At 70.0% G+C, this 14763-nt stretch carries 10 protein-coding genes; 7 read left to right on the plus strand and 3 right to left on the minus strand.

Translation table 11 applies throughout. The features are described from left to right. Window positions 1–201 precede the first annotated feature (201 nt). Entirely contained in the window at window positions 202–1023 is an 822-nt protein-coding gene (locus CSC64_RS09745) for a porin family protein (protein ID WP_162435130.1), read from the plus strand. Window positions 1024–1144: 121 nt separating this feature from the next. After that, window positions 1145–2347 carry an amino acid aminotransferase gene (locus tag CSC64_RS09750; protein WP_162435131.1) on the plus strand — a complete coding sequence of 401 codons (1203 nt, stop codon included), beginning with the start codon at window positions 1145–1147 and terminating at the stop codon, window positions 2345–2347. Window positions 2348–2370: 23 nt separating this feature from the next. Here the strand turns inward: CSC64_RS09750 and CSC64_RS09755 are convergent, their stop codons facing one another. Beyond that, the gene (locus CSC64_RS09755; RefSeq protein ID WP_162435132.1) at window positions 2371–2559 is read right to left on the minus strand and encodes a hypothetical protein; all 189 of its coding nucleotides are present in this window, start codon (window positions 2557–2559) and stop codon (window positions 2371–2373) included. A 212-nt stretch (window positions 2560–2771) separates the two neighbouring features. On the opposite strand from CSC64_RS09755, the gene CSC64_RS13965 reads away from it, so the two are divergent. Both CSC64_RS13965 and CSC64_RS09765 read left to right on the plus strand, forming a co-directional pair. Next, window positions 2772–3887, plus strand: a complete 1116-nt coding sequence (locus CSC64_RS13965) for a sensor histidine kinase (RefSeq protein WP_162435133.1) — start codon at window positions 2772–2774, stop codon at window positions 3885–3887. Between the two features lie 2 nt (window positions 3888–3889). Next, window positions 3890–4528 carry a response regulator transcription factor gene (locus CSC64_RS09765; RefSeq protein WP_238389946.1) on the plus strand — a complete coding sequence of 213 codons (639 nt, stop codon included), beginning with the start codon at window positions 3890–3892 and terminating at the stop codon, window positions 4526–4528. A 69-nt stretch (window positions 4529–4597) separates the two neighbouring features. Here CSC64_RS09765 and CSC64_RS09770 read toward each other — a convergent pair whose 3' ends face one another. Next, the gene (locus CSC64_RS09770) at window positions 4598–5614 is read right to left on the minus strand and encodes a sugar kinase (protein ID WP_162435135.1); all 1017 of its coding nucleotides are present in this window, start codon (window positions 5612–5614) and stop codon (window positions 4598–4600) included. A 248-nt stretch (window positions 5615–5862) separates the two neighbouring features. Between CSC64_RS09770 and CSC64_RS09775 the strand changes: the two genes are divergently transcribed. Together CSC64_RS09775 and CSC64_RS09780 are read left to right on the plus strand one after the other, a co-directional pair. Continuing rightward, on the plus strand, window positions 5863–8634 hold the full coding sequence (locus CSC64_RS09775; RefSeq protein ID WP_162435136.1) for a TonB-dependent receptor: 2772 nt from the start codon (window positions 5863–5865) through the stop codon (window positions 8632–8634). Window positions 8635–8773: 139 nt separating this feature from the next. Further along, entirely contained in the window at window positions 8774–12616 is a 3843-nt protein-coding gene (locus tag CSC64_RS09780) for a LamG-like jellyroll fold domain-containing protein (RefSeq protein WP_162435137.1), read from the plus strand. Between the two features lie 160 nt (window positions 12617–12776). On the opposite strand, the gene CSC64_RS09785 is transcribed toward CSC64_RS09780, so the two are convergent. Continuing rightward, on the minus strand, window positions 12777–13055 hold the full coding sequence (locus tag CSC64_RS09785; RefSeq protein ID WP_202922353.1) for a hypothetical protein: 279 nt from the start codon (window positions 13053–13055) through the stop codon (window positions 12777–12779). A gap of 104 nt (window positions 13056–13159) precedes the next feature. On the opposite strand from CSC64_RS09785, the gene CSC64_RS09790 reads away from it, so the two are divergent. Further along, window positions 13160–14758 carry a family 43 glycosylhydrolase gene (locus CSC64_RS09790; protein ID WP_162435138.1) on the plus strand — a complete coding sequence of 533 codons (1599 nt, stop codon included), beginning with the start codon at window positions 13160–13162 and terminating at the stop codon, window positions 14756–14758. Window positions 14759–14763 lie beyond the last annotated feature (5 nt).

A 14763-nucleotide genomic window follows, 5' to 3' on the forward strand; every position in this document is an offset into this window, starting at 1 on the left:
CCGCCGCGCCGCCTGCCCCCCGTAGAGCCGGGCAAGCCCGGCTCTACGGGGGGCGATGATGCGTCGTCGCGCGGGGCGGGGCTCACTCCGCTGCTCCTGCTCCTGCAGCGATCCTTCAACGTATAGTCACTCGCACACACTACTTCGCCTTCCTGCACCCACGCCGGAACTGCGCGACGCACGACAGGGGGAACGAGGACGATGCGCCACGACAGGCAACCCTGCGCCGCCCTGCTGGCGCTGCTGCTGCTCCCGGGCACGGTCGCCGCCATCGAACCGCTGGACCGGGTCAGCTTCAGCGTCGGCAGCTACGTCTCCCGGTTCGATACGCGGCTTCGCGCCGACGGCGAACTCTTCGATGGCACGCGCGTGGACCTGAGCCGCGACCTGGGCCTGGATCCGGACGGCTCGCTGGCCTTCGCCCGTGCGTCCTGGCGCCCGTTCGACCGGCACGAGTTCGGGCTGTCCTATTTCAACAACGACGTTGCCAGCGAGCACCGGCTGCAGCGCGACATCGTCTTCGACGACGAGCTGTACCAGGCGGGGGCCACGGTCCACGCCCACTACGACCTCGACGCGATCGAGGCCTACTACACCTGGTGGGGTTTCTCCTCGCAGAACTGGGCGCTGGGGCCGCGGCTGGGCCTGACCCTGTACCGGGTGGACCTGGGCCTGGGGCTGGAGCTCGACGTCAACGGCAACCCGGTCGGTTCCGATGCGGTGGAGGACAGCTTCAGCGGCGACCTGCCCGCGCCGACGCTGGGCGCAGGCTGGCGCTGGACGCCGGCGCAGGACTGGCGGATCGCGGCCGATGCGGGCTGGCTCAACACCACCATCAACCGGATCGACGGCACCGTGGGCTACGGGCGACTGGGCGTGGAATGGTACCCCTGGCGCAACGCCGGGCTGATGCTGGACTACAACTACACCCGCATCCACGCCAGTACCGACCGCAACCACTTCACCGGGCACCTGAACCTGCGCAACTCCGGCCTGCGCCTTGGGCTGGTGCTGCGCTACTGAGCGGCGGCCGGCCGCTGCGGTCACGGCCGAAACCTTCGAGCCCCGGCGCGCGTCCTGCTAGGATTGCGCGGCCTGCGCGCACCGCCGCACGGGCCACTCCCCCCGTCACAGAGCACGAGCCGTGTCCTTCTTTTCCAACGTCGAACTGGTCCCCGGCGACCCGATCCTGGGCCTGACCGAGGCCTACAACGCCGACTCCCGCAGCACCAAGGTCAACCTGGGCGTGGGCATCTATTACGACGAACAGGGACGGATCCCGCTGCTCAAAGCGGTGCAGCAGGTCGAGCAGTCGCTGGCCGCCGCCGCGCGCCCGCGCGGCTACCTGCCGATCGACGGCCTGCCGGCGTACACCAGAGCCACGCGCGAACTGCTGTTCGGCGCCGATTCGCCGCTGCTGGCGGCCGGGCGCGTCGCCACCACCCAGACCGTCGGCGGTTCGGGCGCGCTGCGCGTCGGTGCCGAACTGCTGCGCAAGGCGCTGCCGCACGCGACCCTGGCGCTGAGCAACCCGAGCTGGGAGAACCACCGCGCGGTGTTCGGCGCGGCCGGTTTCGAGATCGTGGACTACACCTATTTCGACGCCGCCAGCCATGGCGTCGACTTCGACGGCATGCTCGCCGACCTGGGCCGGCTGCAGCCGGGCACCACGGTGCTGCTGCACGCGTGCTGCCACAACCCGACCGGTGCCGACCTCACCGTGGCGCAGTGGAAGCAGGTCGCTGCGCTGCTGAAGGAACGCGGGCTGTTCCCGTTCATCGACATGGCCTACCAGGGCTTCGACAAGGGCATCGCCGAGGACGCGGCCGCGATCCGCATCCTGGTCGAGGCCGGGATCGAGTCGTTCGTGGTCGCCAGCTCGTATTCGAAGTCGTTCTCGCTGTATGGCGAGCGCGTGGGCGCGCTGTCGGTGGTGGCGGCCAGCGCCGACGAGGCCAGGGCGGTGCAGTCGCAGGTCAAGCGCATCATCCGCACCATCTATTCCAGCCCGTCCACCCACGGCGCTGCGCTGGTGGCCGGCGTGCTGACCAGCCCCGAGCTGCGCGCGATGTGGGAAGAGGAACTGCGCGGCATGCGCGAGCGCATCCACGCCCTGCGTGGCGCGCTGGTGCAACAGCTGGCCGCCCAAGGCCACCCGGAGTACGCCTTCATCGACCAGCAGGCCGGCATGTTCTCGTACTCGGGCCTGGACCGGGCGCAGGTGGACCGCCTGCGCGACGAGTTCGGCATCTACGCCGTGGGCACCGGCCGCATCTGCGTGGCCGCGCTGAACCAGGGCAACCTGGAGTACGTGGCCAAGGCGATCGCCGCGGTAAGCCGCCGCTGAGCCGCTGGCGCGGATCGTTGCGGTCAGGGCAGCTTGGCGGGAACGAAGGGGGAAACCGGGTCGCTCGCCGGGAAGGTTTCCTCCAGCGCTTCATCCTGGTTGCGGCTTTCGTGCTGCTTGCGCTCACGGCGCTGCAACTCGGTTTCGTGTCCGGGCTCGCTACCGGGTGGCGGCGGGTCCTTGCGGTCGCGGGGGCGGTCGCGGCTGGCCATGGGCTGCATCTCGCGGTCGGGCGTGCAGGCTCGCGCGGTGGGCGCAAAAAGCGCGTGATCCTGGCGTGATGCGCCGGTGAGCCGGCCCGGCGGAGTCCTCTGCGCGCGCGGGCGCGGCCGGCAGGGCCGCAGGTCACCTGTTGCAGGTGCCGGAAGTCACTTCCTGCGGCCGCGCCATTGCCAGCGGCACCGCCGCGGACGAGCATGGCCGCATGCGCCGGATGCTCCGCACCCTTTCCCTGTCCCTGCTGCAGCCGCTGCCGCTGGCAGGCCTGCTGACCATCCTCACCGTCGGCTACTCGCTGCGCTTCGTCGAGCGTGCGCACCACCCCGTCGCGCTGCTCCTGCTCGGCGTGTTCCTGCTGCTGTTCACGGCCCTGCAGCTGCTGCCGGAGGCGCGGCGCCTGCCGCAGCACCTGGTGCTGCTGCTGATGCCGGCGGCGGCGCTGGGCCTGAACGCGTTGACCATGCGCGTGGGCGCCTCGCAGGTGCTGCTGGTGATCTGGGCGGCCTGCGCGTTCGCGGTGTGGAAGCCGCGCACCGCGGGGCTGGCCGCGCTGCTGGCCAACGCGGTCTTCTACCTGCTGCTGCGCGGCAGCGTCCACTCGCCGCTGTCCATGGTCGTCATCAACATGGGCTTCCAGGCGCTGGCCGGAATCTGCACCTACTACGCGCGTTCGGCCGAGCGCTCGCGCGACGCGCTGGCGCGGGTCAACGCCGACCTGCTGGCGACCCGCGCGCTGCTGGCCGACAGCGCGCGCAACGCCGAACGCCTGCGCGTGGCCCGCGAACTGCACGACGTCGCCGGGCACAAGCTCACCGCGATGCGCCTGAACCTGCGTGCGCTGGCCACCGACCCGGCGCTGGCGCGGCGCGACGAGGTCGCGCTGGCCGAGCGCCTGGCCGGGGAACTGCTTGGCGACATCCGCCAGGTGGTGCAGTCGCTGCGCGACGACCGCGGCCTGGACCTGGCCACCGCGCTGCGCGCACTCGCCGCCCCCTTCCCGCGGCCGGCGCTGCGACTCACAATCGGCAGTGACGTGCGCGTCACCGATCCGGCCGTGGCCGAGACGGTGCTGCGCCTGGCGCAGGAGGCGCTGACCAATGCGGCACGCCACGCCGGCGCGGAACAGGTGTGGCTGCGGATCGACGACGAGGAAGGCGGCTTGCGCATCGAAATCCACGACGACGGCCAATGCGCCGGCCAGCTGCGCGAAGGCAACGGCATCGCCGGCATGCGCGAACGCCTGGCCGCCCTGGGCGGCGCGCTGGAACTGGGCCGCACCGGCGAGGGCGGGCTGCGGCTGCAGGCCAGGCTGCCAGCGTGAGCATTCCGCCACGACAGCTGCGGGTGGCCCTGGCCGACGACCAGGCATTGGTCCGCGCCGGGCTGCGCGCGCTGCTGGAACGGCACGGCGTGACCGTGGCGTTCGAGGCCGAAGACGGCCAGGGCCTGCTGGACGCGCTGCAGCTGCAGCCGGTGGACGTGGTCCTCAGCGACATCCGCATGCCCGGCCTGGACGGAATCACCGCCCTGCGCGAACTGCGCGAGGCCGGCGACCGCACGCCGGTGCTGCTGCTGACCACCTTCGACGACAGCGATCTGCTGCTGCACGCGCGCGAAGCCGGCGCGCAGGGCTTCCTGCTCAAGGACGCCGCACCGGAAGACCTGCACGAGGCGATCGTGCGCGTGGCCGCCGGCGAAACCCTGCTGGCCCCGGTCAGCACCGACCCGGTGCGCGCGCGCTACCGCTTCCATGACGACACACCGCCCAGCGACACCTTCGGCGAGCGCGAGGTGGCGATCCTGCGCCTGCTCGCCGGCGGCTACTCGAACAAGGAAATCGCGCGCACCCTGTTCCTGGCCGAAGGCACGGTGAAGAACTACGTATCCACCATCCTGGACAAGCTCGGCACGCGCGACCGCACCCGCGCGGTGCTGAAGGCGATCACGCTGCGGATCATCTGAGCGCGGCCGGCTACCGGCAGCCTTCAATACGAAGGGCCGCCCGTACTGCCTGACGCCAGTGCCCTGGCCTCAGCGCCTGACGTCGTAACGCCCCTCGCCGACCAGCGCTTCGACCTCCGCCTCGCTCACCAGGTTGAAGTCGCCGGGGATCGAATGCTTCAGGCAGCCGGCGGCCAGGCCGAAGCGGATCGTGCGCTCCGGCATCCAGCCATTGATGAGCCCGTGCAGTACGCCGGCGGCGAAGGCATCGCCGCCGCCGATGCGGTCGACGATCGGGCCGACCTCCTCCTGCGGCGCCAGCACGGTGCCGGCGTCGCGGCCCACGAGCACGCCCGACAGCGCGTGCTGGTCGACATTGCGCGGCGTGCGGATGGTGCAGGCCAGCCACTGCAGGTGCGGGAACGCGGCGAACGCGTCGGCCGCGGCCGCTTCGATACGCTGCAGCGCTTCGGCCTGCGGGTACTGGCCGCCCAGGACCACGCCCATGTCGCGATGGTCGGCGAACAGCAGGTCGGCCTCGGCCATCAGCCCGGACAGGATCGCCTTTGCGTCGCCCTTCCACACCTCCCACAGCTTCGGTCGGAAGTTGCCGTCGAAGGACACCTTCACCCCCGCCTTGCGCGCGGCGCGCGCGGCGGCCAGGGCGGCGGCGGCGGTGTTCGCACCCAGCGCCGGGGTCACCCCGGACAGGTGCAGCCAGTCGGCGCCGCGCAGCAGAGCCGGCCAGTCGTAGGCATCGGCGGCGGCCACGGCGAAGGCCGAGCCGGCGCGATCGTAGAGGACCTCGGCCGGACGATGGATCGCGCCCGGGGCGAGGAAATACAGGCCCATGCGGCCAGGCGCCCGGCGCACGCCCTGCGTGTCCACGCCATGGCGGCGCAGTTCACCGGCGGCGGCCTCGCCCAGGGCGTTGTCGGCCACGGTGCCGACCATCCGCACCTGGTGGCCGAAGCAGGACAGGGACACCCCGACATTGGCCTCCGCGCCACCGATGGACGCCTCCAGCCGCGGGCCCTGCAGCAGCTTCTCCCGCCCCGGCGCGGCCAGGCGCAGCAGCAACTCACCGAAACACACGACGTGCGCCATTGCTTCCTCCCGGCAGGCCGATCCAGTACCGCAGGGGCACCGATGTTGGCCTGCCCCACGTCGGAGCAGGCCGATGACTATCGGTGTCATCCTAGCCGACACGCGGGCGCGGCGCAGGCCCTGTCCGTGCTGCGCTGCAAGATGATGCGCCGGGCGGCTGGTGTTAGGTTCCCGTTTGACCAGCGGTGTCATCCGCTGGACGACCTGCCGATTCCCGAATCCGCACCAACCATTCTCTGGGAGGGGATATGAACAACCGGAACATCCGCCGGAAGACACCGGTTACCTTGCTGGCCGCCTCGATCGGGCTGGCCCTGTCGACACCGTTCGCGTTCGCCCAGGAAGCCGCCGCCCCGCAGGACCCGGCCACGGAGGCGGCATCCGGACAGGCCACCGACCTCGATACCGTGGTCGTCACCGGCTACCGCGCCAGCCTCGAGCGGGCCATCGACATCAAGCGCGGCGAAGCCGGCGTGGTCGACGCGATCGTGTCCGAGGACATCGGCAAGTTCCCCGACCTGAACCTGGCCGAATCGCTGCAGCGCATCCCGGGCGTGGTCATCACCCGCGACGGCGGCGAAGGCCGCAACATCTCCGTGCGCGGCCTGGGCCCGGACTTCACCCGCGTGCGCATCAACGGCATGGAGACGATGGCCACGGTCGGCAGCACCGACCAGAACGGCGGTACCAGCCGCAGCCGCGGCTTCGACTTCAACGTGTTCGCCTCGGACCTGTTCTCGCAGCTGATCGTGCGCAAGACCGCATCGGCCGACGTCGAGGAAGGCTCCCTCGGCGCCACCGTCGACCTGGTCACCGCGCAACCGTTCGACTTCGACGGCTTCACCGCCGCCGCCAGCGCCCAGGCCAGCTACAACGACATGGCCGGTGCCGCGACGCCGCGCTTCGCCGGCCTCATCTCCAACACCTGGGCCGACGGCAAGTTCGGCGCGCTGCTCTCGGTCGCCTACTCCGAGCGCGAGGTGCTGGAGGAAGGCACCGGCAGCGGCCGCTGGGCCAACGGCCTGAGCAATGGCGGCTTCAATGCCGGCTCGACGTTCACCGACGCGCTCGCGGCCGACGTCTTCCATCCGCGCTTCCCGCGCTACACCTGGATGAAGCACGAGCAGGAACGCACCGGCATCACCGGCTCGCTGCAGTTCCGGCCCAGCGACCGCACCGAGTTCTCGCTGGACGCGCTGTACTCGAAGATCGACGCCACGCGCAACGAGAACTACATCGAGGCGATCTCGTTCAGCCGCAGTGCCGCCCAGGGCGGCAAGCCGGAGACCATCGTCCGCGACGGCTACATCGACCCGTCCACCGGCGCGCTGATGTACGGCCTGTTCGACGGCGTCGACGTGCGCGCCGAGAACCGCTACGACGAATGGAACACCGAATTCATGCAGGTCGGCCTGAGCGGCGAGCACGAGTTCAGCGACGCGTTCACCCTCAGCGGCAGGATCGGCCGTTCGACGTCGGAGCACGAGAATCCGATCCAGACCACGATCATGATGGACAAGCTGAACGTCGACAACTACAGCTACGACTACCGCGGCAACAAGTGGGCACCGGTGCTCGACTACGGCTTCGACCCGACCAGCCCGAACGGCTGGACGCTGTCCACGATCCGCATGCGCGCCAACCAGGTGAAGAACGAGTTCGATACCGCGCAGCTGGACTTCAACTGGAGCATCAGCCCGGGCTTCCGCCTGAAGGGCGGCATCCAGTCGCGGGACTACACCTTCACCGCGCGCGAGCAGCGCCGCGCCGCGAACGAGGCCACCGTGCCGAACTTCGCCGACGGCACCCGCATCGTCCCGGTCGACATGACCCAGCTGGCCAGCCTGAGCGGCGTCAATGGCTCGCCGGGCACCTGGGTGGTGCCCAACTTCAACGGCATCGCCGACTACTTCGACATCTTCAGCGGCGAGGGCACCTGGGCGTTCAGCCCGTTCGCGGCCAGCAACCGCGACGTGAACGAGAAGAACCACGGCGCCTACCTGATGGGCGAGTTCTCCACCGACCTGGGCAACGTGCCGTTCTCCGGCAACTTCGGCCTGCGCTACGTGCGCACCGAGCAGCACACCGTGGGCATGAACAACTCGCTGGTGACCTTCCCGTACGACCGCGAGTACAGCGACACGCTGCCGTCGATGAACCTGGTGGCCGAGGTCATGCCCGACCTGCTGATCCGCTTCGGCGCGGCCAAGGTGATGAGCCGCCCGGGCCTGTTCCAGCTCAGCGCGGTGCCCGTGGTCAGCGTCAGCGGCGGTGCGCGCACCGTCACCGGCGGCAACCCGAACCTGGATCCGATCCGCGCCGACACCTACGACCTGACCGCCGAGTGGTACTTCCAGGACAGTGCGCTGCTGAGCCTGGGCCTGTTCTACAAGGACATCGAGAGCTTCGTGCAGACCAGCCGCGAGGTGCGGCCGTACTCCGACAGCGGTCTGCCGATCAGCTGGCTGCCCAGCGACATCAGCCCGAACGACGACTTCGTGTTCTCGGTGCCGGTCAACACGCCGGGTGGCCCGCTGAAGGGGCTGGAGGCGAACTACATCCAGCCGTTCACCTTCCTGCCCGGCAACTGGAGCAACCTGGGTGTGCAGCTGAACTACACGTTCGTGGACTCGCAGATCCAGTACGTCACTTCCTCTGGCGCCAACTCGCTCAACACGGACCTGACGGGCCTGTCGCGCCATGCCTGGAACGCGACGCTGTTCTACGAAGGCGCCAGGTTCGCCGGCCGCATCTCGGCCACCAACCGCGACAACTACCTGATCCAGGTGCCGGGCACCGAGCAGGGCTTCACCAGCGACGTGCATGGCCAGAACGGCACCACCCTGATCGACGCCTCGCTGCGCTACAAGCTGAGCGACCAGATCGAGGTCAGCCTGGAGGGCATCAACCTGACCGACGAGCCCTCGCTGGAGTCGTGGGTCGGCGCCAACTCGCAGCTGCCGCTCGACTACAGCGTGACCGGCCGCCAGTACCTGCTGGGCATCCGCTACAAGTTCTGATCCGGCGGGTGAACGAACGGGCCGGGGCGGCGTTGCCGCCCCGGCCTTTTTTCTGGTTCCATCCAGATGGCCGCTGATGCAAGCCCGGGGCTGCCGCGATGCGATCCATGCCGCCTGGAATACCTGGAAGTCCGATCCGATGAGTGAACCGACCCCCCCGCGCCGTTGCGCGGGCCTGCTGGCCGCCCTCCTTGCCATGCCGGTCCTGGCTTCCGCTGCCGATGCCGGTCCGCAACTGCTGTTCCGGGTCTCGGCAGACGCCGGCTTCGTCGCCGACCATGCCGGCGGCGATGCGGTTCCCAACTTCCAGGACAAGGTGCGGATCGTCCCCACCGGGGTGCAGGGCGGGGCGATCGAATGGGCCGATGACGGCGTGCTGGCATGGAACGCGCCGGGCAACATCTTCGCCGAACGCGGCACGCTTTCCTTCTTCTGGCGCCCGCGCTACGCGGTGGGCGAGGCGCCGTTCGTGATCTTCCGCGTCGGCTACGCCGACCACAGCAGCTGGGACATGGCCTGGCTGCGGATCGACTGGAACGGGCACGGCTTCGACGCCTTCGTCACCGACGCCAACCTGGCGCGCACCCGGGTCTCGTTCAGGCTCGATGCAATGCCGGACGCGAAGTCGTGGACCCACCTGGCCTTCGCCTGGGACGAAACGCAGGGCGTGCGCCTGTACCTGGACGGCAAGGAAGTGGCGAGGGTCGACGCCACCGCCGACTACGACGCCGCGCTCGACCAGCTCGGCCTCGCCGGCCGGGTGATGGCGCCGTACCAGGTGCAGAGCCGCTACAACTTCCTGCGCGGCAGCGACTTCGACGAGATCCGCGTATACGACCGCATGCTCGACGGTGCCGGCGCCGCCACCCTGGCCCGCCGCGGCGACCTGGCCGCGGCCAGTCCGGCCAGCGCGGTGGCCGTCGGCGAAGCCGCGCGCCGCAACGCCTGGAACCACCGCTACGGCTGGGAGCACGGCAAGGCGCCGCCGGCGCTGGCCACCGCAAGCACTTCGATCCGCCACGTCGGCTTCGACGACGTGAAGGACCTCAAGCAGTGGATGTGGAAGGGCAGCGACGGCATTCCCGAGACCACCTGGCCGGGGGTGTACAACCGCTCGCGCCTGCCCGGCCGCAACGACTACTTCCAGCTGCCGGACTGGAACACCTACGTCGAGGGCGGCAAGGCGCTGGACCTGGCGATGCCCGACGAGCCGTTCAACCGCATCGAGATCCGCGGCGCCGCCTATGGCAAGGCGACGTACGGCGCCGACCCCGGCCACCAGCAGCCGCTGTTCGAGCGCCCGCAGGGCATCGTCCGCAGCGTCGACCAGTTCGCCGCCCGCCGCGGCGGCCACCTGCGCTTCACCAACACCACCCGGGAAACCCCGATCCAGGAGATCTGGGCCTACAACGTCACCGACGCGGCCGAGCCGGAAGGCACGCTCAAGCAGACCTACGTGATCGACAGCAAGGCGCTGCCCGATTACGGCAACGTGCAGGCGCTGCGCGGCTACATCGACGGCCGCTTCCTGCCGGCGCGACGCAGCACGGTGATGGCGCTGCCCAGCGGCGCCGGCGCGCGCAGGCGCAGCGACGCGCTCGCGCCCGCGGACGGCGGCCTGCCGGCCGTGCCCGAGCCGATCGTGCACGTGCTGGTCCCCTCCGGCGTCGGCGACGCGCCGGCGGCGCAGCCGCTGATCCGCAGCTGGGCCTACAGCTGGGAGAACATGTACGACGGCCTCGACGGCATCGCCATCGACCTCCCCGCACTGGACCTGCCGGCCGTGCAGGACGGGCTGATCCCGCTCAACATCCGGGTCAAGGACCCGATCTGGCCGGCGCGCGACATGATCGACGTCTCGGTGGCGGTGAAGCCCGGCCAGAAGCGCACGCTGTGGCTGGACCTGCGCGACCGCATCCTCACCGCCGACAGCCTGTGGCTGAGCGTGGCCGCGGCCGCGCCGGGCTTCGACGCGCGTTCGCTCGACGGCGCGCAGGTCCGGCTGGTGTTCAAGGATCGCGCCGAAGCGAAGAAGCAGCACCTCGCCGACCGCTTCAACCAGGTGCGCGACAACTGGGGCTTCCTGGTCGAGGAGCACACCACCTCCAAGCGCCAGCGCCTGTACGCGCGCGTGTACGCCGACCTCAGCGACCTGCTGCGGGTGGACCCGGACCACGAGCAGGGCCGCCAGTACTGGAACTACATCAGCTACAACAGCCAGGGCCGGCCGCCGTTCGTGCAGCCGCAGCCGCCGAAGGGCGTGCCGCTGTGGGCATTCCGCCAGGTCCGGGACCTGGGCTACGTGCGCCGCTTCGTCGAGTGGTGGATCGACAACCGCCAGGTGGAGTACGGCGATTTCGGAGGCGGCCTGTCCGACGATTCGGACCTGGTGCAGCAGTGGCCGGGGCTGGCACTGATGGGAGTGATGCCCGACCGGCTCAACGATTCGTTGACCGCGGTGTCCGACGCGATCTACCGCAATGAAATGTTCGCCAACGGCCTGAGCGCGATCGAGACCGACGAGCTGCACTCCTACGAGGAGGGCATCAATGCCAACAGCGCGATGCTCTACCTCAACTGGGGCGACCCGCTCACCGTCGAGCGGCTGATGGAAACGGTGCGCGCCTTCGACGAGCGCATCATCCTGCCCAACCCGCAGGGCCACCTGCTGTTCTCCAGCAACTGGTTCGGCGGCAACAAGGTCTACCGCGACCCGAACTGGCAGTGGCAGAAGCCGTATTCGTTCCCGGCGCTGCACCCGGCCTACCTGCTCGGCGACTTCAACGCCGACCCGACCGGGCGCAGGCTGGTCACCGGCCTGGCCGACGGCTACCTGGCCCACGCCTATACCGCCGAGGACGGCGCGTGGGTGCTGCCCAACGAGATCCACTGGGAAACCGGCAAGACCCGCGGCGGCGAACTGATCCACGGCTCCGGCGGCGGCGACACCATGCACCTGTTCTGGACCGCCTGGCGCTGGACCGGCGACCAGCGCTTCCTGCGCGCGCTCGACTACCGCGCCGACCGCAGCGGCCCGGCAAGCCTGGGCAACCTCGGTGAGAACTTCCTCGGCGTGCTCGGTCGCGAAGGCGACTGGGGCGCGAAGCTGCGCGAGCAGGCCGACAAGGGCGACGCCGGATTCGCCGCGCTGGCCGCCTGGCAGCTCACCGGCGACAAGAAGTACCTGGAAGCGCTGCATGCCGAGGGCATCGAAATGAAGGCGCTGCGCGAATACATGGTCACCGAGGGCCACTGGTGGTCGGACCGCGTCGAGGCGCCGAGCGAGTTCCTGCAGCGCGAGCGCCTGGGCGGCGTGGCGCTGAAGCGCAACCAGTCCTGGCCGGGCCACACCGTGAGCTGGCGCTTCGCCGAGGAGAGCGGCGCCGAGCAGGTCGCGATCCTGGTGCCGGATCCGCGCCGCGACCGCGTCAAGGTGATCGGCTTCAACCTCGGCGACACGCCGCTGAACGCGACCATGACCGGCTGGAACGTCGACGCCGGCACCTGGCGCATGACCTCGGGCATCGACCGCGACGGCGACGACCGCATCGACGGCAAGGCCGCCACGCGCGAATTCCCGCTGGAGAAGAGCGCTTCGGTGGACGGGGTGTTCCCGCCGATGCGGACGGTGGTGATGGAGTTCGAACTGGTGGAAAAGGGCACGCCGGTGGAGACCCGCGCGGACCTGGGCATCGGCCGCGGCGACGTGCGCGTGGCCGGCGACGCGGTGGAAGTGACCGTGCACAGCCTGGGCCATGCCGGTACCGGCGCCGGCTACGCGGTGCTGGAGGACGCGCGCGGCCGCGAACTGGCGCGCGTGGCGGTGCCGGCGATGACCGCGCCGCTGGACCTGCAGCCGAAGACCACGGGGGTGTCGCTGCCGCTGGGCGGCCGCAGCGCGGACGGCCTGTACGTGCGCGTGGCGCTGGAAAGCGACGCCGAGGAAATCACCCGCCTCAACAACCGCCGTGCCGTCCAGTGACGCACGGCGGCACGGATGGCGCGCAGCCCCCTGTAGGTAGGAGCCTGCATGAGGGCGACCCGATGCCCCCTGATCGCCGCTGCATTCAACGCGTTGGGAACACCTGAAGGCATGCGCCTTGGCGACTTCCTGCCGCCTCGGGTCGCCCTCATGCGGGCTCCTACAAGGGCAGCGCCTGCATTACGGCAACGGGAACGATCGCCGATACCAGCCAGATGGCCACGCGTTTGAGCAGTGCGGTATCCGCCGTGCCGTCCGCGGTGGTCGGCTGCTGTCCGAAGCCGACCACGAAGGCGTGGGCCGGCAGCGCGACCACCAGCAGGAAGGCCACGATCCAGTTCAGCGTGTCATCACCCAGGTGCGGCCATATCCGCGGCATCGCCACGCTCGTGAACACGCCTGCCAGCGCCGCCGTCAGCGGTGTCGCGGTGATCCTCATGCCGTGCTCTCCCTCCCGCCGTCGCGGGAAGTCTACAGGCCACCACCACCGCGGCACGATGGACGCGTGTGGCCCGCCATCCCCCTGCTTCTGAGAACAAGAACATGGTCGCGCACTTCTCCCACGCTCTCGCCCTGGCTTCGCTGCTGCTGCTTCCGGCCCTGGCCGGCGCCGCCGACACCCCCGCCAGCCACTGGAAACGCGGCATCGAACACCAGCGCCAGGCCGACCTGGGCGATGGCACCTTCCTCAACCCGGTGTTCGCCGGCGACCGGCCCGACCCGTCGGTGCTCAAGGACGGCGACGACTACTACCTGACCTCGTCCTCGTTCGACGCCTATCCCGGCCTGCCGATCTGGCACTCGCGCGACCTGGTCAACTGGGTGCCGCTGGGCCATGCGATCACCAGGAACGTCGGCTCGATCTGGGCGCCGGACATCGTCAGACACGGCGACCGCTACTACATCTACTTCCCGGCCCGCACCGGTGGCACCGAAGGCGGCACCCGCAGCAACTACGTGGTCTGGGCCGACGACATCCGTGGCCCGTGGAGCGAGCCGGTCGACCTCGGCCTGGGCAAGTACATCGATCCGGGCCACGCGGTCGGCGAGGACGGCAGGCGCTACCTGTTCCTGTCCGGCGGCGACTACGTGCAGCTGTCCGACGACGGCCTGAGCGTGGTGAGCGAGCCGAAGCACGTGTACGACGGCTGGAAGTACCCCGAGAGTTGGGACGTGGAGGCCTACGCCCAGGAAGGCCCGAAGATCCACAAGCGCGGCGACTGGTACTACATGACCACCGCCGTGGGCGGCACCGCCGGCCCGCCGACCGGGCACATGGTGATCACCGCGCGCTCGAAGTCGATCCACGGGCCGTGGGAGAATTCGCCGCACAACCCGATCGTGCGCACCGTCGACCGCAGCGAACCGTGGTGGTCTCGCGGCCACGCCACCGTGGTCGAGGGCACCGACGGCCGCTGGTGGATGATCTACCACGGCTACGAGAACGGGTACTGGACGCTGGGCCGGCAGGCGCTGCTCGAACCGGTCGAGTGGACCGATGACGGCTGGTTCGTGGCCAGGGGCGGCGACCTCGGCCAGCCGTTGAAGAAGCCCAGCGGCACGTCCGCCGGCCCGCACGGGATGGCGCTGTCGGATACGTTCGACGGCACGCGACTGGGCCACCAGTGGTCGTTCTTCAATCCCGCCCGCGACGAATACAGGCGGCTGTCCTTCGGCAACGGCGCCATGGCCGTGCAGGGCAAGGGCAAGACCCCGCGCGACAGCTCGCCGCTGACCGTGATCGCCGGCGACAAGGCCTACCAGTTCGAAGTGGAGATGGAGATCGAGCCGGGCGCCATCGGTGGCGCGCTGCTGTTCTACAGCGACCGCCTGTACGTGGGGGTGGGCAGCAACGGCGAGAAGTTCGTCATGCACCGCTACGGCCAGGAGCGTCCGGTCGAGGGCCTGGCGCCCGGCAAGGGCGGCAGGCTCTGGCTGCGGGTGACCCACAACCAGCACATCGTCACCTTCCACACCAGCACCGACGGCAGGACCTGGGAGAAGTACCCGGTGCAGATGGAGGTGTCCGGCTACCACCACAACGTCGCCGGCCAGTTCCTGGCGCTGAAGCCGGCGATCTACGCCGCCGGTGACGGCAAGGTCCACTTCCGCGACTTCCGCTATCGCGCCCTGGACTACTGAGCGTC

The organism is Pseudoxanthomonas koreensis (assembly GCF_010093225.1).
Classification (GTDB): Bacteria; Pseudomonadota; Gammaproteobacteria; order Xanthomonadales; family Xanthomonadaceae; genus Pseudoxanthomonas; species Pseudoxanthomonas koreensis.

What these genes read in the sequence shown, in the direction of transcription:
- CSC64_RS09745 (WP_162435130.1), top strand. Translation starts at nt 202, where the DNA reads ATGCGCCACGACAGGCAACCCTGCGCCGCCCTGCTGGCGCTGCTGCTG.
- CSC64_RS09755 (WP_162435132.1), bottom strand. Translation starts at nt 2,559, where the DNA reads ATGGCCAGCCGCGACCGCCCCCGCGACCGCAAGGACCCGCCGCCACCC.
- CSC64_RS13965 (WP_162435133.1), top strand. Translation starts at nt 2,772, where the DNA reads ATGCGCCGGATGCTCCGCACCCTTTCCCTGTCCCTGCTGCAGCCGCTG.
- CSC64_RS09770 (WP_162435135.1), bottom strand. Translation starts at nt 5,614, where the DNA reads ATGGCGCACGTCGTGTGTTTCGGTGAGTTGCTGCTGCGCCTGGCCGCG.
- CSC64_RS09775 (WP_162435136.1), top strand. Translation starts at nt 5,863, where the DNA reads ATGAACAACCGGAACATCCGCCGGAAGACACCGGTTACCTTGCTGGCC.
- CSC64_RS09780 (WP_162435137.1), top strand. Translation starts at nt 8,774, where the DNA reads ATGAGTGAACCGACCCCCCCGCGCCGTTGCGCGGGCCTGCTGGCCGCC.
- CSC64_RS09785 (WP_202922353.1), bottom strand. Translation starts at nt 13,055, where the DNA reads ATGAGGATCACCGCGACACCGCTGACGGCGGCGCTGGCAGGCGTGTTC.
- CSC64_RS09790 (WP_162435138.1), top strand. Translation starts at nt 13,160, where the DNA reads ATGGTCGCGCACTTCTCCCACGCTCTCGCCCTGGCTTCGCTGCTGCTG.